Origin of the sequence: Massilia aurea, from assembly GCF_040790145.1 — a bacterium.
Lineage (GTDB): Bacteria > Pseudomonadota > Gammaproteobacteria > Burkholderiales > Burkholderiaceae_D > Telluria > Telluria aurea_C.
Map to the genome: position 1 here is coordinate 50336 of NZ_JBFMMP010000008.1, position 25856 is coordinate 76191.

The 25856-nt window shown below is 63.2% G+C and carries 14 protein-coding genes; 11 read left to right on the plus strand and 3 right to left on the minus strand.

Going from position 1 to position 25856, the window contains the following annotated elements; genetic code table 11:
- Positions 1–311 precede the first annotated feature (311 nt).
- The 5 genes from AB2N08_RS13415 to AB2N08_RS13435 all read left to right on the plus strand — a co-directional run bounded on the left by AB2N08_RS13415 (position 312) and on the right by AB2N08_RS13435 (position 7705).
- Positions 312–2048, plus strand: a complete 1737-nt coding sequence (locus AB2N08_RS13415) for a DUF4214 domain-containing protein (protein WP_367611151.1) — start codon at positions 312–314, stop codon at positions 2046–2048.
- Positions 2049–2312: 264 nt separating this feature from the next.
- Positions 2313–4211 (plus strand): type I secretion system permease/ATPase, encoded by a 1899-nt coding sequence (locus AB2N08_RS13420; RefSeq protein WP_367611152.1) that lies wholly within the window; start codon positions 2313–2315, stop codon positions 4209–4211.
- A complete protein-coding gene (locus AB2N08_RS13425; protein WP_367611153.1) occupies positions 4211–5563 on the plus strand; it encodes an HlyD family type I secretion periplasmic adaptor subunit in 1353 nt (450 codons plus the stop codon). The genes AB2N08_RS13420 and AB2N08_RS13425 overlap by 1 nt, the downstream gene beginning before the upstream one ends.
- A 3-nt stretch (positions 5564–5566) precedes the next feature.
- Positions 5567–6916, plus strand: coding sequence for a TolC family outer membrane protein (locus AB2N08_RS13430; protein ID WP_367611154.1), 1350 nt, complete (start codon positions 5567–5569; stop codon positions 6914–6916).
- A gap of 186 nt (positions 6917–7102) precedes the next feature.
- Complete coding sequence (locus tag AB2N08_RS13435) at positions 7103–7705, plus strand: DUF4214 domain-containing protein (RefSeq protein WP_367611155.1); 603 nt, start codon at positions 7103–7105, stop codon at positions 7703–7705.
- A 19-nt stretch (positions 7706–7724) separates the two neighbouring features.
- On the opposite strand, the gene AB2N08_RS13440 is transcribed toward AB2N08_RS13435, so the two are convergent.
- Positions 7725–8606 carry a sulfurtransferase gene (locus AB2N08_RS13440; protein WP_367611156.1) on the minus strand — a complete coding sequence of 294 codons (882 nt, stop codon included), beginning with the start codon at positions 8604–8606 and terminating at the stop codon, positions 7725–7727.
- Positions 8607–8838: 232 nt separating this feature from the next.
- Here AB2N08_RS13440 and AB2N08_RS13445 point away from each other — a divergent pair, with 232 nt between their 5' ends.
- From AB2N08_RS13445 to AB2N08_RS13460, 4 genes are all read left to right on the plus strand, one after another.
- A complete protein-coding gene (locus AB2N08_RS13445; protein WP_367611157.1) occupies positions 8839–9510 on the plus strand; it encodes a PEP-CTERM sorting domain-containing protein in 672 nt (223 codons plus the stop codon).
- A gap of 268 nt (positions 9511–9778) precedes the next feature.
- Positions 9779–11317, plus strand: coding sequence for a methyltransferase regulatory domain-containing protein (locus AB2N08_RS13450; RefSeq protein ID WP_367611158.1), 1539 nt, complete (start codon positions 9779–9781; stop codon positions 11315–11317).
- A gap of 137 nt (positions 11318–11454) precedes the next feature.
- Positions 11455–14949 carry a DNA polymerase III subunit alpha gene (dnaE, locus tag AB2N08_RS13455; RefSeq protein WP_367611159.1) on the plus strand — a complete coding sequence of 1165 codons (3495 nt, stop codon included), beginning with the start codon at positions 11455–11457 and terminating at the stop codon, positions 14947–14949.
- Positions 14950–15135: 186 nt separating this feature from the next.
- Entirely contained in the window at positions 15136–19398 is a 4263-nt protein-coding gene (locus AB2N08_RS13460) for an Ig-like domain-containing protein (RefSeq protein ID WP_367611160.1), read from the plus strand.
- Between the two features lie 87 nt (positions 19399–19485).
- Here the strand turns inward: AB2N08_RS13460 and AB2N08_RS13465 are convergent, their stop codons facing one another.
- Positions 19486–20313 carry a glycosyltransferase family 2 protein gene (locus tag AB2N08_RS13465; protein WP_367611161.1) on the minus strand — a complete coding sequence of 276 codons (828 nt, stop codon included), beginning with the start codon at positions 20311–20313 and terminating at the stop codon, positions 19486–19488.
- A 53-nt stretch (positions 20314–20366) separates the two neighbouring features.
- Between AB2N08_RS13465 and AB2N08_RS13470 the strand changes: the two genes are divergently transcribed.
- Both AB2N08_RS13470 and msbA read left to right on the plus strand, forming a co-directional pair.
- On the plus strand, positions 20367–21692 hold the full coding sequence (locus AB2N08_RS13470; protein ID WP_367611162.1) for an O-antigen ligase family protein: 1326 nt from the start codon (positions 20367–20369) through the stop codon (positions 21690–21692).
- Entirely contained in the window at positions 21682–23406 is a 1725-nt protein-coding gene (msbA, locus tag AB2N08_RS13475; RefSeq protein ID WP_367611163.1) for a lipid A export permease/ATP-binding protein MsbA, read from the plus strand. The genes AB2N08_RS13470 and msbA overlap by 11 nt, the downstream gene beginning before the upstream one ends.
- 157 nt (positions 23407–23563) lie before the next feature.
- Here msbA and AB2N08_RS13480 read toward each other — a convergent pair whose 3' ends face one another.
- Positions 23564–25828 (minus strand): family 1 glycosylhydrolase, encoded by a 2265-nt coding sequence (locus AB2N08_RS13480; protein WP_367611164.1) that lies wholly within the window; start codon positions 25826–25828, stop codon positions 23564–23566.
- Between the last annotated feature and the right edge of the window lie 28 nt (positions 25829–25856).

Below are 25856 nucleotides of genomic sequence, written 5' to 3' on the forward strand. Positions count from 1 at the left end.
TAAATGCGGAATGCGTTTATCGCTCTTTTTGTTTCAAGATGTAACGCCGGCGCGTGTTATCAACGTGCGCAATCTGGAGCATTCCCAGTGGTAATTGAATAGAATCCCAGGCGAGAATCGGTTTTGGCGGACGAGTTTGTCCGGATTTTGTAATTTTTTCAGAAAACTTTGTCTGCAGTGTGATGGCCGTCACACGAGTCATGCTGACCTATCTGTCATGATGCGGCTCGTTGGACTTCAAGAGTGCTTTCAGCTCTTGCAATAACGAATCAACATTCGATCGATCGATCTCATTTTATTTGGAGTTACACATGGCTATTGTTACCGCCCACGTTGCAGCAGTTCAAGAACTGTACGTCGCTTACTTCGGTCGTCCTGCTGACACCGCAGGCCTGGACTACTGGACCAACGTTGTTGAAGCCAATGCTGGCGCTACCGCCGCTGTGTCGGCCGCTTTCGCTGCTTCGCCAGAATACATCGTGACCTACTTCGGTCAGACCAATACCCAGATCGTCAACAACATCTACCAAAACCTGTTCGGCCGTGACGCTGATGCAGCTGGTAGCGCCTACTGGGCTAACCTGCTGACCAACGGCACCATCAAGATCGACACCATCGTCGCTGAAGTCGCTGCTGCTGCACTGACCACCGATGCTGAAGCTGTTGAAAACAAGGTTTCTGCTTCGACCGCCTTCACCGCTGCTCTGGACACCCCAGCAGAAAACGCAGGTTACGCTGGTAACTCGGCTCTGACCCTGGCTAAAGCCTTCATCAAATCGGTCACCACCGATGCAACCCTGGCAACCGCAATCGCTCCAGCGAACCTGACCGCACAAGTCGCTGCTGTCGTCAAAGCTGGCACCCCGTTCAGCCTGACCACCAGCCTGGTCGCTCTGGAAAACGCGAACGAAGCCCTGGCTGACTTCCTGGACGCTAACGACCTGCCAGCCGTCGTCGCTGATGCACGCACCGAAGTGACCGGTAACGTCACCGCTGCAACCACCGCTGTCGATGCGCTGATCACCGCTGACTACACCGCTGCAAGCACCGCTGTGAAAGCTGCTCTGCTGGCCGACCAACAGCGTACCAATGCTGCTGCCGTGACCACCGCAACCACCGCTGTGACCAACGCTAACGCTGACGCTGCTGCTGTTGCCGGCCTGACCGCTGCAATCGCTAACCTGCGCGCTGCTACCACTGCTAACGCTGACGCTATCGAACTGGCTGCTGAAACGCAAGTTGATCTGAACGTCGCTACCTCGACCTTCAACCTGCGTAACGAGTTCCCAGCGATCATCGCTGCAAACGGCACTGCTACGGTCGATGGCGATCCACTGCTGATCCTGAACGCACGTGGTCAACTGGTTGTTGCTGCTGGCGTCACTGAAGCTGACTTCCCAGGCGTCACCGCTCTGCGCGAAGCCATCATCGCTGACCTGGATGCAGATATCGATGCTGGCCTGGCCGCTACTGCACTGAGCAACGCTGCTGGTGAAGACCTGATCGTCGACAACGGCCCACTGGTCACCGCAGTCGTGAACGCCAATGCAACCCTGGAACTGCGTCAAGATGCCGTGACCAATCTGGCTGAAGCTGTTGCCGACCGCGTCGAAGCGCTGGCACTGCAGACCCAGTTCAACGCAGCTGTCGCTGCTGTGACCGACGCAGGCGCCGCGTTTGAACTGAACGGCTACCGCGCTCCAGTGGCACTGGATGTCGATGGTTCGTTCGCTGCTACCTCGGGTTCGGACATCTTCACCCTGGGCGAAGCTGACACCATCACCATCAGCGCCTTCGGCCGCACCGGCACCGACTCGCTGTACGTTGGTAGCCAGTTCGTCCTGAACACCGGCGACCTGGACAGCGGCAACAACGCAGCCCTGGAAGTCTTCTTCGTGCAAAACGGTACCCGTACCGAAGTCCACGTCGAGCAGGCTGCCTTCGGTTCGGCCAGCGATGATGTCACCATCATCACCCTGGTTGGTGTTGACGCTGACGACCTGCAACTGGTCAACGGCATCATCTCGCTGAAAGCAACCACCGTCTAATGTTTGGCCCGCATTAGCGGGCTAGCATAAACTGTGAAAAACCCGCTGCCGCAAGGCAGCGGGTTTTTTTACTTCTACAGGTTTGTACACCATGCGTTGTGGAAGACTTGCGACTGAATGTAGTCAGAACGCTCATAATTTGTGATCTGTATCACAAATTATGAGCGTTCTGCGTCATAATGGACGCGCTAAGCGGTTGCTTGTATTACGGCAACATGCAGGGTCAACACGCCCCAGCCCGATTCTGTCTTCTGACCATCGTCCATGAAAAAACTGCTAAACGCTAAAAACGAAATCGAACGCGCATTGCTCGCGTTCAAGAGCACCTTCATCACCATCGGGGTGTTCAGCGCGATCATCAACATCCTGATGCTCACGCCATCCCTGTACATGCTGCAGGTGTACGACCGGGTGCTTGCCAGCCGTAACGAGATCACGCTGTTGATGCTGACCTTGCTGATGCTCGGCGCGTTCCTGTTCGTTGCCTGCCTCGAGGTCGTGCGCTCGTTCGTGCTAGTGCGCGTTGGCGCCAAGTTCGACATGATGCTCAACAAGCGCATCTATACCGCTGCATTCGAGCAAAACCTCAAGCAGAGCGGCGGCAACGCCGGCCAGTCGCTGAGCGACCTGACCAGCCTGCGCCAGTTCCTCACAGGTAACGCGCTGTTCGCGTTCTTTGACGCGCCGTGGTTCCCGGTCTACCTGTTCGTCATCTTCCTGTTCGAGCCGGCGCTCGGTTGGTTCGCGCTGGGTGGCACCGTCATCCTGATCGTCCTGGCTATCGTCAACGAACGCGTCACGCGCGCACCGTTGTCCGAAGCGAACTCGATGGCCGTGGCCGCCAGTGCGATGGCGACCAACAACCTGCGCAATGCCGAAGTCATCGAATCGATGGGCATGCTGCCGAACCTGATGGGCCGCTGGTTCAAGACCCATGGCAAGTTCTTGTCGCTGCAGGCCGATGCCAGTCAGAAGGCCGGCACGATTGGCGCCATCACCAAGTTCGTCCAGACCGCGCTGCAGTCTCTGGTGCTGGGCTTCGGCGCACTGCTGGTCCTGGAAAACAAGATTACCCCCGGCATGATGATCGCCGCATCGATCCTGGTCGGCCGCACACTGGCGCCGGTGCAGCAAGTGATCGGCGTCTGGAAAAGCTGGAGCAGCACCCGCAGCGCGCATGAGCGCCTGACCAAGCTGCTCGAAACCAATCCGGAACGCGCGGCAGGCATGGCGCTGCCAAAACCCGAAGGCAAGCTGACGGTCGAAGCCGTTACCGCGGCGCCACCGGGCGTGACCACGCCGATCGTGCGTAACCTGAGTTTCGGCATCGTGGCCGGCGACGTGCTCGGCGTGATCGGCCCGAGTGGATCGGGCAAATCGACGCTGGCGCGCCTGCTGGTGGGCGTGTGGCCGGCGATGATGGGCAAAGTCCGTCTCGACGGCGCCGACATCTATCAGTGGAACAAGGCCGAACTGGGCCCAAATATCGGCTACCTGCCGCAAGATATCGAACTCTTCAGCGGCACGGTCAGCGAAAACATCGCCCGCTTCGGTGAGGTCAATGCGGAGAAAGTCGTCACCGCTGCCCAACGTGCCGGTGTGCACGAGATGATCCTGCGCCTGCCAAAAGGCTACGATACGCCACTTGGCGACGCCGGCGGCGGCCTGTCCGGCGGCCAGAAGCAGCGCCTGGGGCTGGCCCGCGCGATGTACGACGATCCGGCGCTGATCGTGCTCGACGAACCGAACTCGAACCTGGATGACGTCGGTGAACAGGCTCTTGTCACGGCTGTGCTCGATTTGCGCAAGCGCGGCAAGACCATCATTCTGATCACGCATCGGCCGAGCATCCTGGGCGCCACCACCAAACTGCTGGTCATGAAGGAAGGTTCGGTCCAGGCCTTCGGTCCGACCCAGCAAGTGATGGCGGCGATCCAGGACGCGAACAAGAAAGCGCTCGAAGCGGCGCAACCGCGCACTGGTGCGCCGGGGACTGGTGATCCAGGTGCACCCAAGCCGCGCACGCCGCGCTACGCGGTACCCGAGCGCCTTGCACCCGATGTCCCCGCCACGGCGCCGGCCACCACGCCACCCACTACCGCACCGGCAGCCCCCGCTGCCCCCGCTGCCACCGCAGCGCCAGCACCTGGAGAGACTAACTGATGAAGTTGCTTAAGAAAGATGCAGCGGACGTCATCACCCACGACGTGACCCCGCTCGAAGTAAAAACCGATGCGCGCGCATTTGCCCGCATCGGCTGGCTGGTCGTGCTGTTCGGTTTTGGCGGTTTCATGCTGTGGGCCCTGCTGGCGCCGCTCGACAAGGGCGTGCCGTTGTCCGGCACCGTGGCCAGCGAGTCGAATCGCCAGGCGGTGCAGCACCTGAACGGCGGTACCGTCCAGGAACTGCTGGTGCGCGATGGCGACGTGGTCAAGAAGGGCCAGGTGCTGGTGCGCATGAATCCGATCGTGGCCCAGTCGGCCGTACAAGCCACCGAAGCGCAATACCTGTCGGCACTGGCCAGCGTCTCGCGCCTGCTGGCCGAGCGCGACGGCGCCCGCACGATCAAGTGGCCCGCGGATCTGGAATCGCGCCGCAATGAACCGCGCATCAGTGAGCTGATGAGTTCGCAAGAACAACTCTTGATGTCGCGCCAGGGCGCGTTGCAGAACGAGCTGTCGGGCGTCGACGCCAGCATCGAAGGCCTGAAGATGCAGATCACCGGCCTGCAAGAGTCGCGCGACAGCAAGAAGGAGCAGGTCGAGTTCCTGAAAGAGCAGCTGGTCGGCATGCGCGACCTGGCCAAGGAAGGCTACGTTGCCCGCAACCGCCTGCTCGACCTGGAGCGCACCTATGCCCAGCTCGGCGGCGCCATCTCGGAAGACATCGGCAATATCGGCCGCTCGCAGCGCCAGGTGATCGAACTGACGATGCGTCGTTCGCAGCGCATGCAGGAATTCCAGAAAGAAGTACGCACCCAGCTCAACGACCAGCAGCGCGAGGCCGAGGGGCAGCACGCGCGCCTGCTGGCCCAGCGCTTCGAGCTGACCAACGTCGCCGTGCGTTCGCCTGCCGACGGCACCGTGGTCGGCCTGGCCGTGTTCACCAACGGCGGCGTCGTGCCGTCGGGCTTCAAGATGATGGACATCGTTCCGAGCAACGCGCCGCTGATCATTGACGGCCATCTGCCGACCAACCTGGTCGACAAGGTACATGCGGGCTTGCCGGTCGAGCTGATCTTCTCGGCCTTCAATACCAATAAAACCCCGCACATCGACGGCGAACTGACCCAGATTTCGGCCGACAGCGCCGTTGACGAGAAAACCGGCGTGCCGTACTACAAGGTCAAAGTGAAGGTGGCCCCGGCCGGCGAGAAGAAAATCATCGCGCACAATATGGATATCCGCTCCGGCATGCCGGTCGAACTGTTCGTCAAGACCGGCGAGCGCACGATGATGAGCTACCTGTTCAAGCCGATCATGGATCGTGCCCACACGGCCCTGAGCGAGGAATAAGCCATGACGTCCATCCGTACCTCACGCCTGCGCGCGCTGGTGACCGGCGCGCTGCTTGCCGGCGCTGCCGGCAGCGCCGGCGCGATCACGCTCGAGCAGGCCTACCAGGCCGCGCTCAAGAACGATCCGGTGTTTCGCATGCGTTACTTCGAGAACGAGAGCGGCAAAGAGAACCGCATCCTCGGCCGCGCGCAATTGCTGCCGCAGATCTCGGCCAGCCATTCGTTCAACCGCAACATCACGGACCGTTTGTCGCCATCGTCATTGGTGCAAGGCGCGACGCAACTGGACCACCCGCGCTACCTCAGCCGCTCGTCGGTCGTGCAGCTGCGCCAACCACTGTTCAATGTGGAAGGCATCCAGCGCTACCGCCAGGGCAAAGTGCAAAGCGAGCAGGCCGAGCAGGCCTACGAAGCGGGTCTCGACGAAGTGTCGGTGCGCGTCGTCAGCGCCTATATGGACGCGCTGTTCGCCGAAGACCAGCTGGCGCTGGCACGCGTGCAGCGCGACGCCTATGTCGAACATCAAAAGGTCAACACCCGCCTGTTCCAATTGGGCGAGGGCACCCGCACTGACATGCTGGAAATCCAGGCCCGGCTCGACCTGGCCGAGGCGCAACTGGTCGAGGCGCAAGACAACGTGGTCGCGGTGCGCAATACCCTGGCCGGCGTGATCGGCGCCGACCCGGGCTCGCTCGACCAGCTAGCCGATAATTTCCGTCCGGTGACGCTCGACGTGGGCAGTTTCGAAGAATGGCGCAGCCTGGCGCTGGCGCGCAACAACACGCTGGCCGCCACGCGCCTGGGCGTGGAAAATGCGCGCCTGGACATCAACCGCAATCGCGCCGGGCACCTGCCGCGTGTGGACCTGATTGCCTCCTACAGCAAGAGCGACAGTGAAACCCTGAACTATCTGGGTGTCGAAACGACGAACCGCGCGCTGGGCTTCCAGATCAACTTCCCGATCTATTCGGGTGGCTCGGTCAACGCCACCACGCGCCAGGCGGCGGCCAATCTGGGCCGCGCGCAAGCCGAACTCGACGTGCGCAGCAACGAGATCCTGATCGAGCTGCGCCGCGCGCACGACCTCGTGCTCAGCAGCGGGCGCAAGATCGATGCGCTGGTCAAGGCCGTCGATTCGGGCAAGCTGTTGATGACTGCCACCGAGCAGAGCATCAAGGGCGGCGTGCGCATCAACCTCGACCTGCTCAATGCCCAGCAACAGCTGTTTACCAGCCAGCGCGACCTGGCCCAGGCCCGCTATTCCTACCTCGTCGGCCTGATGCGCCTGCGCGCCGCCGCCGGCACGCTGGCGCCGGAATCGATTCGCGAGATCGCGGCGTTCTTCCGCTGATACCGCTGGCCGCCGCTTCGCCTTCCAGCGGGCGGCGGCCAAGTCACCATCTTCTTCGTTCCCGGTCGTTGGACCAAAATCACTAGTTGTCACTATGACCATATTGCTATAAAGGTCTTTCTACACTTGCCATTTCGACTATTGTAGAATCCACGAATTAATTAGTGATCACAATGGAGCTTAACAATGGCAAATACCATCGACATCCAGCAACTCTACGTTGCTTACTTCAACCGACCAGCCGATGCTGCCGGTTTGACCTACTGGAGCGGCGTCCTCGACACCAATCCAAACGCGCTGCAGGACATCTCGCGCGCGTTCGCCGCCTCGGCTGAATACCGCGCCGAATACGTCGGCGACAGCAACCGCGAAATCGTCGATGAGGTGTACGAGAACCTGTTCAACCGCGACGCCGACGCCGCCGGCCTGAACTACTGGACCGACCTGCTCAACCGCAACATCGTTACGATCGACAACGTCGTCGCCGAGATCTCCGCCGCCGCCGTTGGCAACGACAAGATTGTGTTTGATGGCAAAGTGGCCGTGGCCGCACTGTTCACCGAGCGCCTTGACCTGCCGAACGAGCAGGCCGCCTACGCGGGCAATGCCGCGATCGACCTGGTCGAGGATTTCCTCGAAACCATCAAGGACCAGGCCACGGTCACGGCCGCACTGAGCACCGGCGCGGTGGACTGGGTGATTTCGCGGGTCCTGGGTGCGAACACGTTCGGCGCTGATATTGAACTGGTCGGTGTCCAGACCGACATCGAGCCGGCGCCAGTGTTCTGACGCTGCACAGCGGCCTGAGTCAGGCCGCTGTCTGGTCGGTCGCCCCCTGGCTGGTACCGCAGTTGCCGATACAATGCGGGCACGACACGCCATATACATAGCTCGGCGCCAGTTGCTGACGCGGCGTGACCACGGCGCGGCAGGCGAAGCACTGCACGGTCTCGGTCGGCTCAAGCTTGGGGTTGAGGGCGGTGCGGTAATCGAACACGAAGCAGTCGCCCGTGTAGTGCGCGCCACCCACATCCTCGAAATACTTCAAGATGCCACCCTCGAGCTGGAACACGCGCTCGTAGCCGATCTCTTTCATGTGGATCGCCGCTTTTTCGCAGCGGATGCCGCCGGTGCAGAAGGTCACGACCGTCTTGCCGGTCAGTTCATCCCGGTGCTGCGCCGCTACCTCGGGAAACTCGGTGAACTTGTCGATGCGGTAGTCGAGCGTGTTCTCGAACGTGCCAACGTCGACTTCAAAGGCATTGCGCGTTTCCATCATTACGACCTCGACGCCGTCATCGTCATGCCCTTGGTCGAGCCAGCGCTTGAGCGTGACGGGATCGACCGCCGGCGCCCGGCCCAGTTCTGGCTTGATCAGCGGCATGCGCATCGTGATGATCTCTTTCTTGATCTTGACCAGCATGCGCTTGTGCGACTGTTCCGTCGACAGGCTTTCCTTCCAGGTCAGGTCGGCCAGGCGGGCGTCGCTGCGGACCCAGTCCAGATACGTGTCAATGTGTTCGCGGGTGCCCGACAAGAACATATTGATGCCTTCCGGCGTGAGCAGCACCGTGCCCTTCAGGGCAAGCTCGTTGCACAGATCCTGGTATTGCGGACGCAATGTTTCCAGATCCTCGAGCGTGACGAATTTGTAGGCGGCGATGTTGACGTACTGTTGAGCGGAGGACATGGCGGTAAAGGAGAACGAACGGTGGACAGGACAGGCCGACATTATAAGTCAGCCAGCCGCGCCAACCACAGGGGAAGCGTTCCATGCTTGTCGGATACATTTACACTATTGCATCATGGTATTGATCTGAATCAAGTAAGTCATTGATTCATATGGCATGAGATTGGCTGGCATCAAGTTTGCTTATACGGCGGTGTAGTGTTCAAATATCGATCTAATTAGGGAAATAAAAATGATCCGCAATACCGCTCTGCTGGCCCTCTCGCTGACCGCTGGTGCCGCCTCGGCCGCTGCCATTCCTTCGTCGCTGACGTTCAATTCGGACAGCAATACCGCGTACACCAATGTGCTGTCGGCAGCCACAAGTGGCAGCGTGCTGATCGACTTCAATTTCACGTACACCGGCGCTGCGGTCGACAATAACGACTTCATGGGCCTGTGGTTCGGCAACTCGGCCAACCTGGCGGCCGGCTACCTCAATCCAAATATCGGCTTCAAGGCCAACTGCGGCACCGGCAGCTGCACCAATGACCTGTTCGCACGCACGATCGGCCAGAGCGGCCCATTCATGGCGAACAGCTCGCTGGTTGCTGGCACGACCTACAACATCTTCGCCAACCTGTACAAGAGCGCGGGTTCGTCGGTCTATAACCGTATCGACATGTGGCTCAATGCAACGGCCGACGAAAAATCGTCGCTGACCGGCGCCGATCTGTCGACCAGCGGCAACTCGAGCCTGACGTCGTTCGACGCGATCGGCATTCGCACCCTGGGTCTGGATAAAGGTCTGACCCTGACCGTGAGCGACCTGAGCGTGACCGAAGTGCCAGAGCCAGGCAGCATCGCCCTGATGGGTCTGGCCCTGGCCGGCCTGGCATTCACCCGTCGCAACAAGCGCGGCTGATTTGCCCTGGCAGCGCGCTGCCTGAGTTAGCCCAAGACCGTCGTTCCAGCCCTCGCCGGGCGCCTTGGCTGGAACCCAGGTTCGTAGCGCACCGCTTACCTCAAACGTGAGCGTTGCGCATGCAAACCTGGGTTCCCGCCTTCGCGGGAACGACGTTTTTACGTTAACGAACGCCGCGCGCCCGGTTCGTCGTGCAGCGTGCTTCGTATGCGCCCGGGGTACGTCGTGCTAGAGTGCCTCGCATCGCTCTCTCAACGACAGGAACGCCATGCACAATTGGTCCGAAGGCTATATGACCGAGTTAGCCTATACCTACGGCTACTATCCCGAACTCAACCCGCTGCGTGCACGGCTGGCCCTGCTGGAGGCGGGCATCGTACCGCCCGACGTCCAGACCGCCTGCGAGCTTGGCTTCGGTCAGGGCATGAGCATCAATATCCATGCGGTCGCCGCCGACGCCACCTGGCATGGCACCGACTTCAATCCGGCCCAGGTCGGTTTTGCACGCGAGCTGGCGCAGGACTTGCCGCTGGCCGCCAATTTGTCCGATGAAGCGTTCGAGGCGTACTGCCAGCGCGATGACCTGCCGCAGTTCGACTTCATCGCGCTGCACGGTATCTGGAGCTGGATTTCGGACGCCAACCGCAGCGTGATCGCCAGCTTCATCGAGCGCAAGCTCAAGGTGGGCGGCGTCGTCTACGTCAGCTACAACACCCAGCCCGGCTGGGCCGCGACGGGACCGCTGACCGAATTGATGGCCGGCTTCGACGCCGCCCTCAATCCACCCGGCATCGGCCCGGTCGCGCGCATCGATGCCGCGCTCGATTTCGTCGACGCGCTGGTCGCGGGCGGGGCGCTGTACGGCAAGGTCAATCCGCAGGTGGCCGAGCACATCAAGCGCCTGCGCGGCCAGGACCGGCGCTACCTGGCGCACGAATACTTCAACCGCGACTGGCAGCCAATGCCGTTCGCCCGGATGCGCACCTGGATGGAAGGGGCCAGGCTCACTTACGCCACCTCGGCCCAGTTCCTCGACCACGTGCCGATGCTCAACCTGACTGCGCCGCAGCAAGACATGCTGGCCGCGATCCCGGACGCGGGGTTCCGTGAAACGGCGCGCGACTTCGTCGTCAACCGCCTGTTCCGGCGCGACTACTGGGTGCGCGGCGCACGCCAGCTGGCGCCCGCGGACCGTACCGAGCGCCTGCGCGCCATGCGTGTGGTGCTGGCCACGCCGGCCGCCAGCGTCAAGCTCAAGGTCAATGGCGCGCTGGGCGAGGCGAGCCTGCACGAAAATGTCTACCGCCCGATCCTCGACGCGCTGGCCGATCACCGGCCGCACAGCCTGGGCGAACTCGAAACCACGCTGGCCCCGCACGGCGCCAATCTGGCTCGCATCGTCGAGGCGGTCATGATCCTGGCCGGCGCCGGCAACCTGCACCCGGCCCAGTCCGACGAGGCGATTGCGCATGCTCGTCCACGCGCGCTGCTGCTCAATACCCGCCTGTGCGCGCTGGCGCGCTATGCCGAAGATGTCGGTTGCCTGGCCTCGCCGGTGACGGGCGGCGGCTTCCCGGTGCGTCGCATCGACCAATTGTTTTTACTGGCGCGCAGCCTCGGCGTGGCCGGCGTCGACGCCCTGGCCGACTTCGCCGGCGGTGCGCTGCAGGCGCAGGGCCAGCGCATCATGAAGGATGGCCAGCCGGTGCTGGACGACGCCCAGCAGACCGACATGCTGCGCGGCCAGGCGCAGTCGTTCGAGACCGCACGCCTGCCGGTGCTGCAGGCGCTGGGCGTGGCCGGATAGGGCTCGTCAGCAGGGGCGTTTTGCTCGGCAATACAGGCCGATCAGCTACGCTGGCTGCGACGCTGGTCTTCCTGGCGCGCCTTGCGCAGGTTCTGCCGGCCCCGCCGCGGGAGGCCCGGGCGCGGTAAAATGGCGGGATGACTTCCCCGACCTTCACCCACCTGCGCATCCACTCCGAATACTCCATCGTCGACGGCCTGGTCCGTATTGACGAGCTGGTCAAGGCGGCGGTCAAGGACGCGCAGCCGGCGCTGGCCGTGACCGACCTGGCCAACACGTTCTGCCTGGTGCGTTTCTACAAAGAGGCGCGCGGCAAGGGCGTCAAGCCGATCGTCGGGGTCGATGCCTGGATTTCCAATGACGACAACCGCGACAAGCCGCACCGCCTGCTGATCCTGGCCAAGAACCACACCGGCTACCTGCAGCTGTGCGACCTGCTGGCGCGCGCCTGGCTGACCAACCAGCACAAGGGCCGCGCCGAACTGCGCGCCGAATGGCTCGAAGCGCTGGCCACGTCCACGTCCACGCTGCACCCCGAGCAATCGCAGGCCAATGGCCTGATCGTGCTCTCTGGCGCGCACTTCGGCGACATCGGCCAGGCCATCGAGAACGGCGACATCGCCCGCGCCGAAGCCAACGCCGCGCGCTGGGCACGCGTATTCCCGGGCCACTTCTATATCGAGATCCAGCGCGCCGGCCAGCCCAACCAAGAGCAGCAGGTGCGTCATTCGGTGGCGCTGGCCGGCCGCCTCGGGCTGCCGGTGGTGGCCACGCACCCGGTGCAGTTCCTCGACAAGGACGAATACATCGCGCACGAAGCGCGTGTCTGCATCGCCGAAGGCGAGATGCTGGCCAACGCCAAGCGCGTGCGCCGCTTCAACGAGAACATGTGCTTCAAAACGCAGGCCGAAATGGGCGAGCTGTTCAAGGACTTGCCGGGCGCGCTCGCCAACTCCGTTGAAATCGCCAAGCGCTGCAACGTCACGCTCACGCTGGGCAAACCGCAACTGCCGAACTTCCCCACGCCGGGCATGACGATCGACGAATTCTTGATCGCCGAAACCAAAAAGGGCCTGGAAGACCGCCTGCTGCAGCTGTACCCGAACGAGGTCGAACGCGAACGCGAGCGCCCGCGCTACGAAGCGCGCCTCGACTTCGAGAATCAAACGATCATCAACATGAAGTTTCCCGGCTACTTTTTGATCGTGGCCGAGTTCATCCAGTGGGGCAAGAACAACGACGTGCCGATCGGCCCGGGCCGCGGTTCCGGCGCCGGTTCGCTGGTGGCCTATGCGCTCAAGATCACCGACCTCGATCCGCTCAAGTACAACCTGCTGTTCGAGCGTTTTTTGAATCCCGAACGCGTCTCGATGCCCGACTTCGACATCGACTTTTGCCAGGAAAAGCGCGAGCTGGTGATCCAGCACGTGAAGGACCTGTACGGGCGTGACGCGGTATCGCAGATCGCTACGTTCGGCACGATGGCGGCCAAGGGCGCGATCCGTGACGTCGGGCGCGTGCTCGACTTCGGCTACAACTTCTGCGACGGCATTTCCAAGCTGATTCCGTTCAAGCCGGGCAAGCAGGTGTCGATTGCCGAAGCGATCGAAGAAGAGCCGATGCTCAAGGAGCGCCTCGAGAACGAAGAAGAGGTCAAGACGCTGCTCGAACTGGCGCAGAAGGTCGAAGGCATCACCCGCAATATCGGCATGCACGCCGGTGGCGTGCTGATCGCGCCGGGCAAACTCACCGACTTCTGTCCGCTCTACACGCAGGGCGGCGATACCGGCGTGGTCTCGCAGTACGACAAGGACGACGTGGAAGCCGTGGGCCTGGTCAAGTTCGACTTTTTGGGCCTGACCACGCTGACGATCCTCGACCGCGCGGTCAAGTACATCAAGGAACTCGATCCGGCCGAGAGCGAATTCGACCTGGCCAAGCTGGCGCTCGATGACCGGCTGTCGTACAAGTTGCTCAGTGACGCCAAGACCGTCGCGATCTTCCAGCTGGAGTCGCGCGGCATGCAGGGCATGCTCAAGGATGCGCGGCCCGACCGCTTCGAGGACATCATCGCGCTGGTGGCGCTGTACCGGCCGGGCCCAATGGACCTGATCCCCGACTTCTGCAAGCGCAAGCACGGCGAAAAGTTCGACTATCCCGATCCGCGCACCGAGTCCATCCTGTCCGAGACCTACGGCATCATGGTCTATCAGGAGCAGGTGATGCAGATGGCGCAGATCGTGGGCGGCTATTCGCTGGGCGGCGCCGACATGCTGCGCCGCGCGATGGGCAAGAAGAAGGCCGAAGAGATGGCCGAGCACCGCGAGATCTTCCGCGCCGGCGCCGCCAAGGATGGCCTCACCACCGCCAAGGCCGACGAGATCTTCGACTTGATGGAAAAGTTCGCGGGCTACGGCTTCAACAAGTCGCACGCCGCCGCCTACGCGCTGCTGTCGTACCACACGGCGTACCTCAAGGTGCACCACACCGCCGCGTTCATGGCAGCCAATATGTCGCTGGCGATGGAAGACACCGAGAAGATCAAGATCCTGGTCGAGGATGCGAAAGAAGTCTGCAAACTCACCATCCTGCCGCCGGACGTGAACGAATCGCAGTTCCGCTTCACGCCCGATGGCGAGGCGCGCTCCAAAACCGGCAAGCAGGTCACCAATATCCGTTACGGCCTGGGTGGCGTGAAAGGCGCGGGGCAGGGCGCGATCGAAGCGATCGTCGCGGCACGCACGGCGGGCGGCAAGTTCAAGGACCTGTTCGACTTCTGCAATCGTGTCGATCGCAAGCAGATCAACCGCCGCACGATCGAATCGCTGATCCGCGCCGGCGCGATGGACGCGTTTGGCGTCGATCGCTCCGTGCTGCTGGCGTCGGTCTCGTTCGCGATGGAAGCGGCGGGACAGGCGGCGGCGGCCATCAACCAGGTCAGCCTGTTCGGTGGCGACGATGCGGATCTGGTCGCGCCCCCCGAGTACGTCAAGGCCTTGCCGTGGACCGACCGCCAGAAGCTGTCCGAAGAAAAGATCGCGCTGGGCTACTACCTGTCGGGCCATATGTTCGACTCGTACGCGCAGGAAGTGCGGCGCTTTGCCAAAACGAAGATGAAAGATCTCGAGCCGTCGCGCGACCCGCGCATGATGTGCGGCGTGATCTCCGGGATCCGCACCCAGATGACGCAGCGCGGCAAGATCCTGATCGTGGCGCTGGACGACAAGACCGCCGTGCATGAAGTGACGGTCTACAGCGAGGTGTTCGAGGCGAACAAGAACGCGTTCAAGGAAGACGAATTTTTGCTCGTGGTGGGCAAGGTATCCGAAGACCGCTTCAACGGCGGCCTGCGCATCACGGCCGAGAAAGTGTTCGACCTGGCCACGGCGCGCATCCAGTACGGGCACAAGCTCGAAATGGACCTGGACAAATCGGTCAACCCGGCCAGGCTGGCCGAGATCTTGCAGCCGCACCGGGTGCATGACGGCATGCCGGTGAGTCTGCGGCTGCAGACGCAGGATATCCCGTTCGTGGTGCAGCTGGGGGACGAGTGGCGCGTGGCGCCGTCGGATACGCTCAAGCAGGCGCTGGAACTGACGCTGGGGGCGAAGGACGTGGCAGTCGAATACTAAATCGACAACGGATATCTTACAAAGTTTGCAATTTGATGGCATCGATTGGCTATTCGTCGCTAAATCTGTGCTTTTAATCCAACAAAACGTTGTCAAAAACAATATGTAAATACATCCAATTTATTTCCTCGTGGATATACTTGTTCAGAATCTTTTTCCCAAGTAACTCTTTAACGAGAATTTAAATTGATCACCACGTACGAATCGGCAGTTCACTCCTTCTATTTTTCCTACTATGGCCGTCCTGCCGATCCCGAAGGCCTGGCGTTCTGGACAAATCAGCTCGAACAGGCCGGTGGTAATTTTGGCGCGATCGCCAGCGCCTTTGCCGTTTCGGAAGAAGCCACCGTGCGCTTCGGCGCGGACACCACCGCCCAGCGCGTCACGGACGTTTACCAGCAACTGTTCGGTCGCGCACCGGATGCGGCAGGCCTGGCGTTCTGGAGCGAGGCAGTCGACAGCGGCCGCACCACGCTGGCCAACGTCACGCTCAACATCCTGCAAGGCGCCCAAGGCCTTGATGCAACGTTGTCGAGCTTGCGCCAGCAGGCAGCCCAGGACTTCACCGCAAGCGTGCTCTCGGAGCAGGTCAAGTACACCGGCTATGCGGCAGTCGAAGCCTCGCGCGTGCTGCTCGCGGCGATCAATGCCGATACCAGCCAGGGCGATATCGCCGCGATGGTTAAGAAGGCCCAGACACTGGTCAATATTGCGCACGATACGCCGGCCGTGATCGCTGCGATCGGCACGCAAAGCGACCTGGCGGCGCTGTTCGCCACTCCGCGCGGCCGCGCCGAACCGGAAGGCCTGTTCCATGCGCTGATCGACGTGGCCGTCACGGCGGCCGGCAATCCTGTCACGCTCGACGCGCTGCTGCGCGGCGGCGGCATGAACAAGGTGCTCGAGGTGATGCCGGTGCGCGCCACGCTGCAGGATGTGGTCGAAGCACTGGGCAAGGGCGGCCTCGATGCCGCGATCGACGTCGTCTATCCACCGGCTGGCGACTCTGCGCCGGCGCCCACGGTCAAGCTGCTGGTTGGCGACGGCGCCTTGACCATCTCGGGCAACGCCCAGTATGACGTCGTGGTCGACCTGACCGGCCACACCGTTGCCTATAACGGCACCAAATTTCCGCTGCCTGCCATCGACGCGATCGATGCCGTCAAGCTGAATGGCTACACCGGCCTGGTCACGCTCTCCGGCACCGTCGCCCAGATCGAAAAGGTCGCCCCGAACTCGCCAGACACCGCTTACAAGCTGGTCGACAGCAAGAACGTGTTCTTCAGCGGTACGCCGCTCGAGCGTACCCTGAACAAGAATGTCGAACAACTGCTGCTGTCGGCCAAGATGGTAAACATCGCCGAAAAGCTCTCGATGCTCGAGTTCGACATGCTCAAGCAACTTGGCGTGACCACCGACAAGCTGCAAGTGACGGTCGATGACGCTGCCCCAACTGCCGGCGCGCTGCAATTCGTCGCGCCAGACCTGGACCCGACGCTGGCCGACCCGGTCACCAATCGTGACACCTTCACGCTCAAGGTCGTCGGCGCCGAAGAGGGCGCCACGATCCATTACCAGATGCGGGACGACAAGACCGGCACCTGGCAAACCCTCGACACCGCGCTCGTCGATCACGTCGCCGAAGGCGCACACGACTATCGCGCCGTCATCAGTGACGTCGCCGGCAATATCGCGTACACCGAGGCTGCCACGATCACCATCGACCAGACGGCGCCAGTCATCCAGAGCATCGCTTTCGACGCGAACGACGGCACGCTGTCGGCCAAGGACACGATCGAGCTGGTCGTGACGTTCGATGACAAGGTGACCGTGGAGCCGGGCGCGGCGATTCACTTCGCCAACGGCGGCAGCGCCGTGTATGGCGGCGGCAGCGGCAGCACCAAGCTGGTCTTCACCTACACGCCGCAGGCGGGCGAAACGTCGAACGGCCTGAAAGTGGCGGCGACCAACCCATTCACCGGCATCATCCTCGACCGCGCCGGCAATGCGCTGGCCGGCAAGGCCTTCCAGGCCCTGCCGATCGACAACGCACCGGCCGTCGATGTCGATGCACCGCTCCAGTCGTTCACGTTCACCACCATCAGCCAGAGTGGCGGCGCGGGTGCGATCGCTGAAGGCACGAACGCGCCGCTGGCCACCAACCAGGCCAGCGCGACCGTCAGCGCGACCTTGTCGGCGGCCCTGGCGCGCGGCGAATTTGTCGAGTATTCGCTCAATGCCGGCGCGACCTGGTCGCAACAGGGCGTGAAGGTCACCGAGTCCCTCGTCACCATTGGCGACGTGGCGACCGTCACGTCGCCGATCCTGACGCTGCGCGTGACCGATGCTGCCGGCAATCAGGGCGCAACGTTCAGCCACGCCATCGTGTTCGACGATGTCGCACCGGATGTTGGCAGCGTGAGCTTCGACAAGGTCTCGCAAAGCGGCCGTGACATCACGCCCGACGAAGTCACCAACGTCGACGTGGTGGCGGTTGACTTCTCGTACAAGGGCGCGGCGCTGGCCGCCGGCGAGCACGTGCAATACAGCCTCGATGGCTTGAGCTGGAGCGGCAACGGCATGTCGGTCGATGCATCCACCGGCGCGATCACCGTCGCGGGCGTCGATCTGCGGGGTGGTGTGCTGGCTGCAGACAACAGTGGCGATCGCGTCACCACGATCGCGCTGCGCGCTATCGATGCGGCCGGCAACACCGCTGCGCTCGGTAGCCAGCAGATCGTTCTCGACACCACCGTGGCGGCGCCGACGCTCGCACTCGATGCGGCCACGGGCAAAGGCGCCTACAAGACGATCGGCGTCGAGGCCGGCGCCTACGCCGAGTACAGCCTGGACGGCAAGAACAACTGGACCACCACCGCGCCCGAGGCCGGTGAAGGCGTGACCACCGTGTTTGTGCGGCAGACCGACCGGGCCGGCAACATCAGCAGCAGCTCGAGCCTGAGCATCACGGTCGACACAACCGCGCCGGCGGCGCCGAAGGTGGGCTTGTGGGCCGATACCGGGATCAGCTCGATCGACAACATCACGTCCAACAGCCAGATCCTGTTCAGTAACCTGGACAAGACGCCAGGCAGCACGTGGCAGTTCTCGCACAATGGCGGCATCTGGCAAAACGGCTGGGGTTCCGATCAACTGGGACGTGCCAGCTGGATGGGCGTGCAGGGCGATGGCGAGCACACGATCGTGATCCGCCAGTCCGATGCGGCCGGCAACGTCAGCGACGAGGGCAAGGTGCATTTCACGCTCGATACCCTGGCACCGACGCTGGCCTTCAAAGCTGTCAGCGGTGCAACCGGCCAGTCAACCGTGGTCAACAGCGACCACGCGGATGTGACCTTCGGCTTCACCGGTAGCCTGGGCGCCACCGACACGATCGAATACCAGATTGACGGCGGAAAATGGATCAGCGGCGCAAGCGTCGTCACCGACGTCACGGCCGGCACCATCACGCTGGCAAACATGAACCTGAGCCAGTCGGATCCGACGTTCGTCCTGCGCGTGACCGATCTGGCCGGCAATGTAAGCAACCTGGCCAGCGTCAAGGTCGATGGTTCGTATACGGATGTGGTGCAGACGCTGAGCGCCCAGGTAACGGCGGAAGGACTGCTGGTGACCAGTCCGGTCAGCGGCAAGCTGTACCTCGACAACAGTGCACTGCCGCTGCTCGACGTCAACGGTCAGTCCGCCGTGGTAGCCGGCACGCCATTCATGGTCGGCGCGCAGGGAACCGACGTGCTCGGCTCACTGAGGCTCGAGACCGCGTCCAATCAGACCATCGTCGAGGCCGATGCCATGATCTATCGGTTCGGGACGGCTGGTGACGAGATCATGATGCCGACTGGTGCCAGTAACGATGCCACCTTCTGGGGCTTTGACGGCAACGATGCGATCGCGGGCGGTCTCGGCAACGATATCCTGTATGGCGGCGAAGGAGACGACATGCTGGTTGGCGAGGATGGGAACGATCTGCTCATCGGCGGCAACGGCGTCAACACGCTTGTCGGTGGAACTGGCGCGGACCGGGTGATGGTCGCATTTGGTCAAAACAGGGTGCTCTTCACCCCTGGAGACTCGACCGCCGCCGAGACGGACGTCATCGTGTTCGATGACCTCGGTTACGCCTATACACCGCAAACCCTGGTGTTTGACAATGAAGTGCTCAACGCAGGCACGATTTACAATGCCACGGCGCCGCAATCGGGCAGCGTGCAAGACCTGATCGGTGCGCTCGACTCAGCCTACCAGTCCATGGCTCTCGGCGCGAGCAATGCGGCGCTGGTCGTCGAGTTCAGCAACCAGCGTACCTACCTTGTGGTCGATACGGGCAACGCCGCCATCGACGAGTCCGATTACGTGATCGAGCTGGTTGGGCAAGTGCCTTACATGAGCGCGTATGGCCACGAAGTGATATTTGGCGACGCAATCTAACGTCTCAACCGTCTGGCGATCCAGGCCACAAACAACCCCGGTACCGCAAGGCGCCGGGGTTTTTTTACGCGCTGTTGTCAGCGCATCTCAGCCGGCGTTGTGTTCGCGCAGGCCCACCGCCGCCTGCGTCGTCCCGTTCGCCGCGCGTTCGAGCACGATGCGCCGGTTACTTGATTCCTGGTCGCGCTCGGCCTCGCGATGCCACAGGTGCAGCACCTCGGTGGCCATCGCCCCATCCTTGCGCATCACGCCGGCGTGAAACAGGCGCACCACCAGATCCGAATCTTCATGGCCCCAGCCGGTGAAGCTTTCGTCGAAGCCGTTCACCGCCATCAGATCCTGCTTCCACACCGCCAGATTGCAGCTCTTGATGCGGCGCCAGCTGAACTTGCGCCGTACGCGTCCGACGTCGGGCCAGCGCAGCATCGTCTGCAGCACCTTGTTCAGGTCGCCGGACAGGCGCAGGCGCAGGCGCTCCAGCACGCCCAGGCCAGCCACGTCGATGCCGTCCCGCAGCGCGCGCTCGGTCAAGGCCTGGCTGAGCAGGATGCGGCTGCCCGAGACCAGGAAACCCGGCTGGGCCAGCGCGCGGTGGCGGGCGATGAAGTCACGCTGCGGCACGCAGTCGCCATCGAGGAAGATGATATAGTCGCCTGTTGCCGCCAGCGTGCCGCGGTTGCGGGCCATGGCGGCGCGAAAGCCGTCGTCCGGTTGCCACACGTGTTTCACGGGCACCGGGGCGCCTGCCGCCAGCCGCGCGACGCAGTCCCGCGTGTTGGCAGTCGAGCCGTCATCAGCGATAATGATTTCAAAATTCTTGTCGTCCTGTAAGAAACAGGCTGCCAACACCGCCGCCAGTGCGTCGGGCCGGTTGTACGTGGTGATCACGACCGACATTGTCTGTGCTTGCTGCATGGTGTCCGATACAAATGCTCTCCAGGTTGCAAGAATATCCCACAAGAACAAGAATGAACAATACGTCGATGATGCCCCGGGAGCCGCTGCAATTGTGGATCGGCTTCCAGATGTTCCTGTTTCCCCTGATTAGTCTGACCACGCCATCCGGCATCGGTTTTTCCAGCCTCCTGTTCCTGCTCACCGCCCTGTGCGTGCCGCGCAAGGCGTGGGCAGCCATTGCGCCGTACTGGCACGAGATCCGCTGGGTGCTCGCCGCCTTCGTGTTCCAGTTCGCGCTGGCCGTGGCGGCGATGGTGCTGCGTCCCGAGGCGGGCCTGGATTCCCTCGACAAACCGTCGCGCATGCTGTTTGGCATGAGCTGCATGGCGCTCGTCGTGCTGGCCCGGCCGCGCGCCGCGGCGCTGTGGTGGGGCGTGGTCGCGGGCGCGATCGCGGCGCTGCCGTTCGTGGCCTGGCAACGCATCGCCATGGGCATCGAACGTCCGGGCGGCTTTCTCAATGCGATTACGTTCGGCGACCTGGCGCTGTGCCTGGGCCTGGTGGCGCTGGCGGCGGCAGTCGATTATCGCCACCATGCAGGCAAGGCCGCGCTGACGGGCCTGGGGGCGCTGGCCGGCCTGGCTGCCTGCATGCTCACCGGCACGCGCGGCAGCTGGATCGCGCTGGCGCTGGCCGCCGTGCTGTTTCTCAGCTATGCCCAGCTGCTGCGCAGCCGCAAGCTGCGCCTGCTGCTGGCCGGGAGCTTCGCGCTGATCGGCGCCGCGTTCTTCGTGCCGGCCACCGGCATGCAGGAGCGCGCGCTGGAGGGCGTGGCCGACGTCCAGACCTGGGTCGATGGCGGCAATGTGTACACCAATGTCGGCACCCGGCTCGAGTTGTGGAAGGGCGCGGCGATCCTGATCGAACAGCGCCCGCTGTTCGGCCTTGACCGCCACACGCTGCGCGCCGAAATTCGCAACATGGTCGAGCAGGGCAAGCTCGATCCGGCGATCCTGTCGCTCGAACACCTTCATAATGACGCGCTGCAGGCGCTGGCCACCGGCGGCGTGTTCGGGCTGCTGGCCTGGATCGGCATCCTGGGCGCGCCATTCGTGTTCTTCGCGCGCCAGCTCGGCCGCGGTGCGCAGGCCCAGGCACATGCGCGCGGCGTCGGCCTGCCGCAGTTCGCACCGGCGCTGGCGGGCATGCTGGTGGTGCTGTGTTATTTCAGCTTCGGCCTGACCGAAGTGATTTTCTGGTCGCTGAAGGGCAGCATGTTCTATGCGCTGATGGTGTTCCTGCTGATGGGACTATGCCTGGTCGCGAAGACGCGCCAGGCGACTGCTGCGACGCTTGCAACGCAGCGTGACAACAAGGTGGAACAAATTGGAAACTAAGGACATCGTGCGGCGCCTGCTGGCGCTCGTCAAACCGTATAAATCGCGCGCGGCGCTGGCGCTGCTGTCGATGGCGATCACTGCCGCGACGCAGCCGCTGCTGGCCAAGGCGATGCAGCTGCTGTTCGACCGCGGATTCGAAGAACGGGTGTCGTTCAGCCTGTGGCTGATTCCCGCCGTGCTGGTGTCGATCTTCGTGCTGCGCGGGATCGGCACGTTCGGCACCGCCTATTTCAACAACTGGGTGCTCTCGCGCGTACTGAACGACATGCGCGCCATGGCCTTCGAGCGGGTGCTGCGCCTGCCCGTCGCGCGCTACCAGGACGAATCCACCGGCAAGATCATCAACACGGTCGTCAACGATGTGCGCCAGGTGGTCGACATGATCCAGTCGGTGTTCGTGGCCTGCGTGCGCGACGTGCTGGTGGTGATTGGCCTCTTGGGCAGCCTGCTGTACCTGAACTGGAAACTTACCCTGATCGCCATCGTCGTGATCCCGCTGACGGCCGTCATCGTGCGCACCACCACCAAGCGCCTGCGCAACCTCAATCGCGAAAGCCAGCGCGTCACCGCCGAAATGACCGGCGTGGTCGAGGAAGCCGCGCGCGGTCACCAGGTGATCCGCGTGTTCGCCGGTGAAGCGTATGAAACGCGCCGCTTCCACCAACGCAGCGTCGCGCTGCGCGGCTTCTCGCAGCGCATGACGGTGGCCTTTGCCGCCACCACGCCGGTGACCCAGATCGCCACCTCGCTGGCGCTGTCGCTGGTGGTCGTGCTGGCGATGCAGGCCGACATGACGGTCGGCGAATTCACGCAGTTCGTCACCATGATGCTGATGCTGCTCACGCCCCTGAAATCGCTGGCCGAAGTGAACGGCCCGATGCAGCGCGGGATGTCGGCCGCCGAGACAGTGTTCGGCATCATCGACGCCGAACCTGAAGTCGATACCGGCAGCCGTGAACTGGGCCGCGCCAATGGTCACCTGGTGCTCGACAACGTGGTGTTCCAGTATCCGAACGCAGCCAGTCCCGCCCTCGACGGCGTCTCGCTCGAGGTGTTGCCGGGGCAGACGGTGGCGCTGGTGGGTGTCTCCGGCGGCGGCAAGTCGACCTTCGTGAACCTGGTCACGCGCTTTTACGATCCGCAGGGTGGGCGCCTGCTGCTCGACGGGGTGCCGTACCTTGATATCAAGCTCGCCTCGCTGCGCAGCCAATTGGCGATGGTGAGCCAGAACGTGGTGCTGTTCGACGACACGCTGGCGGCGAACATCGCCTACGGGGCCGAGCAGATCGACTACGAGCGCCTGGCCGGCGCGATCCGCGCGGCGCACCTGACGGACGTGGTGGCGCGCCTGCCGGACGGCATCGACACGCGTATCGGCGAAAACGGTTCGCGCCTGTCGGGTGGCCAGCGCCAGCGCGTGGCGATCGCGCGCGCGATCTACAAGGACGCGCCGCTGCTGATCCTGGACGAAGCCACGTCGGCGCTCGACAACGAAAGCGAACGCGCGGTGCAGGCGGCGCTCGACACCTTGATGGCCGGGCGCACGACGATCGTGATCGCGCACCGCCTGTCGACGATCGAGCGGGCCGACCGGATCGTGGTGATGGAAGCAGGGCGCATCGTGGAACAGGGTACGCACGACGAGCTGCTGGCCAGGAAGGGCATGTACGCGAATTTGTACTATCTGCAGTTTACGGCGGAGACGAAATAACGTTCCTGGCCCGCTGCTTCAATACGTCGTACCCGCGGAGGCGGGTACCCAAGTCTCATGCGCTGCCACGAGCGCTGAACGTAGTGGCTGAGCTTAATACCTTGGGTACCCGCTTCCGCGGGTACGACGGTTTTCACGCTGGTGGCTGACGCAGTCTTCACCGCGCGTAATGCGCCGCTACCCCCGCCAGCCCGATCCCCACGCCGCCAGCGTCTTCCTGCACCGCCTCGACATACCGTCGCAGCGCATCATCCAATGACGGCAACAACAGCGCGCGCTCGCTGCCCAGCGCACTGAACACCGGCCGCCGCGCCGGGTAGCCGAACGTGGCGCCTGCCACCTCTTGCAACCCTTCCGACGACAGCCCCGCTGCCGCACACGCGCGCCGCGCCAGCTCGGCCCAGCTCACCGCGTCGCCATTGGTCAGGTGCCAGATACCGCGTTCGCGGTCGATCAACAGGTCGAGCGACACATTTACCAGATCCGGCACATAGGTCGGCGAAACCGTCATGTCGCCTGCAGCCTGGAACGGCTGGCCATTGCCCAGCGCGCCCAACGCCTGGGTGACAAAATTGTGCCGGTCCCACGGTCCGAAAAATGCGCTGGTGCGGATCACGAGCGCCCCCTGGTCGGCATCGAGTACGCGGGTTTCGGCGTCGAACTTGCTGCGCCCGTAGACGCCGAGCGGGCAGGCCGCATCGGATTCGACATACGGCGCCTCCTTGGCGCCGTCGAACACCAGGTCGCTCGAAAACGTCATGAAGCGCAGGGCGTGGCGCATGCAGGCCAGCGCCAGGATGGTGGGGCCGAGCGTGTTTTCGCGCATGCAGCGGTCGATGTCGGATTCTGCCTCGTCGACCCGCACGAAGCCGCCCGCGTTGATGATCGCCCACGGCTTGAAGCGCACGATTGCCGCGTCCACCGAGGCCGGATCGGCGATGTCCATCTCTTGCCGCGTGAGCACGTGGCAAGCCAGGTTGCGGCGTTCGCAGATGTGCTTGAAGGCCGCGCCAAGCGTGCCGGTGGCGCCGCTGATCAGGATCGGCTGCACGGGCCCGGACTTGAACTGGCTGCGCACGGCGATGTCGGCCACTGCCGTACGGGTGGCCACCGGCTTGCACCAGAAGCGGCCCGGGCGGCGCCACCAGCCTTCGCCCTGCAGCACGGGGTTTGACAGCGCGCGCTTGCTGGCCAGCTCGCGCATCAGGGTCGCCAGCGCGGTGGGGCGGGGCGTGGCCGAGCGCACGTCGAACGGCCCCGGCTCGTAATAGCCGCGGCATTCGGTGACCAGGCAGTTCCAGTCGAACGAGCCAAGCAGCGCCCAGACGGTGACCGCGCGGATGTCGGCGCCCTGCTGGCGCGCCTTCAGGGCAGCGTTCCAGATTTCGACGAGCCAGCGCAGCTGGTCTTCGCGGTTGGCGTCGATGTGCGCCTCGGTGATCGCGATCGGCAAGCCGTAGCGCTCCCAGGTTTCCAGCAGCAGCGGGGCGATGCCGGGCGTGGGCGTGGCCAGTGCGCGCGGCGCCTCGATATCGGCGTGTGCCACGCCCCGATACACATGGCGGTGGCTTTCGGGATAGCGTTCGGGGCGATGGTCGAGCCAGCGCTCGCTGGTGACGTAGTAATTTACGCCGATCACGTCGGGCGGACACGGGTTGTCGCGGAACCAGCGCAGTTCATCGACGCTGGCGCCCGATTCAAGCAGGTAGTCCCACAGCTTGTGATGCGTGTCGACCATGCCGCACAAGAGATCCCAGGCCAGCCAGCGGCGCTCGTTGAAGTAATTGGCGACGTCCTGCATCTCGGGCGTGCCGTAGGTCTTGGACAAATCGTCGGTCTGCACCAGCCTGGCGTTCGGATTGACGGCGCGGATCGCGCGCATCGACAGCACCGTCGCGCGGCACTGGTTCAGCAGGGCGCGGATGAACGTGGCTTCGTCGTCGCCATGCGGGAACCAGACGCCGGCCAGGCCCGAAAAGCGCGCGGTGGTGCAAATTTCGTTGACGGGCGTGTAATGCTCGACCCACGGATAGCGCGCCGCCACGGCGCCGGCATACTCGGCCAGCAGGTCGGGGAAGGCGGGATCGATCAGGCTCGTATGGCGCGGGCCGCTGCCGTGGTGGATCAGCCCGACGATCGGATGAACGCCGAGGTCGCGCAGCGCTGGCAGGCGCTCGTCGGCCCACGACCAGTCGGCTGTCTCGATGCCATCGGGCGCCGTGCGCTCCCACAGCACCGGATAACGGATCGCCTGGATGCCGAGCGATGCAAAACGTTCAATATCTTGCAAGCGGCCGGCGTGGCCGTTGCGGTCCATCTGGCTGAAGTAGTCATCGCGTACGCGATTAACCGTGCATTCGAGCCCGCCCCAGAGGGCAAGGCCAGGCTGGGTATCGGCGCATGGATGAAATTGACCGGTCATGAAAGCGTACCTGCGTAATGAACATGAC

Excerpts from the sequence above, each read along its gene's own strand:
- AB2N08_RS13415 (WP_367611151.1), top strand. The coding sequence starts at position 312 with ATGGCTATTGTTACCGCCCACGTTGCAGCAGTTCAAGAACTGTACGTC.
- AB2N08_RS13420 (WP_367611152.1), top strand. The coding sequence starts at position 2,313 with ATGAAAAAACTGCTAAACGCTAAAAACGAAATCGAACGCGCATTGCTC.
- AB2N08_RS13425 (WP_367611153.1), top strand. The coding sequence starts at position 4,211 with ATGAAGTTGCTTAAGAAAGATGCAGCGGACGTCATCACCCACGACGTG.
- AB2N08_RS13430 (WP_367611154.1), top strand. The coding sequence starts at position 5,567 with ATGACGTCCATCCGTACCTCACGCCTGCGCGCGCTGGTGACCGGCGCG.
- AB2N08_RS13435 (WP_367611155.1), top strand. The coding sequence starts at position 7,103 with ATGGCAAATACCATCGACATCCAGCAACTCTACGTTGCTTACTTCAAC.
- AB2N08_RS13440 (WP_367611156.1), bottom strand. The coding sequence starts at position 8,606 with ATGTCCTCCGCTCAACAGTACGTCAACATCGCCGCCTACAAATTCGTC.
- AB2N08_RS13445 (WP_367611157.1), top strand. The coding sequence starts at position 8,839 with ATGATCCGCAATACCGCTCTGCTGGCCCTCTCGCTGACCGCTGGTGCC.
- AB2N08_RS13450 (WP_367611158.1), top strand. The coding sequence starts at position 9,779 with ATGCACAATTGGTCCGAAGGCTATATGACCGAGTTAGCCTATACCTAC.
- dnaE (WP_367611159.1), top strand. The coding sequence starts at position 11,455 with ATGACTTCCCCGACCTTCACCCACCTGCGCATCCACTCCGAATACTCC.
- AB2N08_RS13465 (WP_367611161.1), bottom strand. The coding sequence starts at position 20,313 with ATGCAGCAAGCACAGACAATGTCGGTCGTGATCACCACGTACAACCGG.
- AB2N08_RS13470 (WP_367611162.1), top strand. The coding sequence starts at position 20,367 with ATGAACAATACGTCGATGATGCCCCGGGAGCCGCTGCAATTGTGGATC.
- AB2N08_RS13480 (WP_367611164.1), bottom strand. The coding sequence starts at position 25,828 with ATGACCGGTCAATTTCATCCATGCGCCGATACCCAGCCTGGCCTTGCC.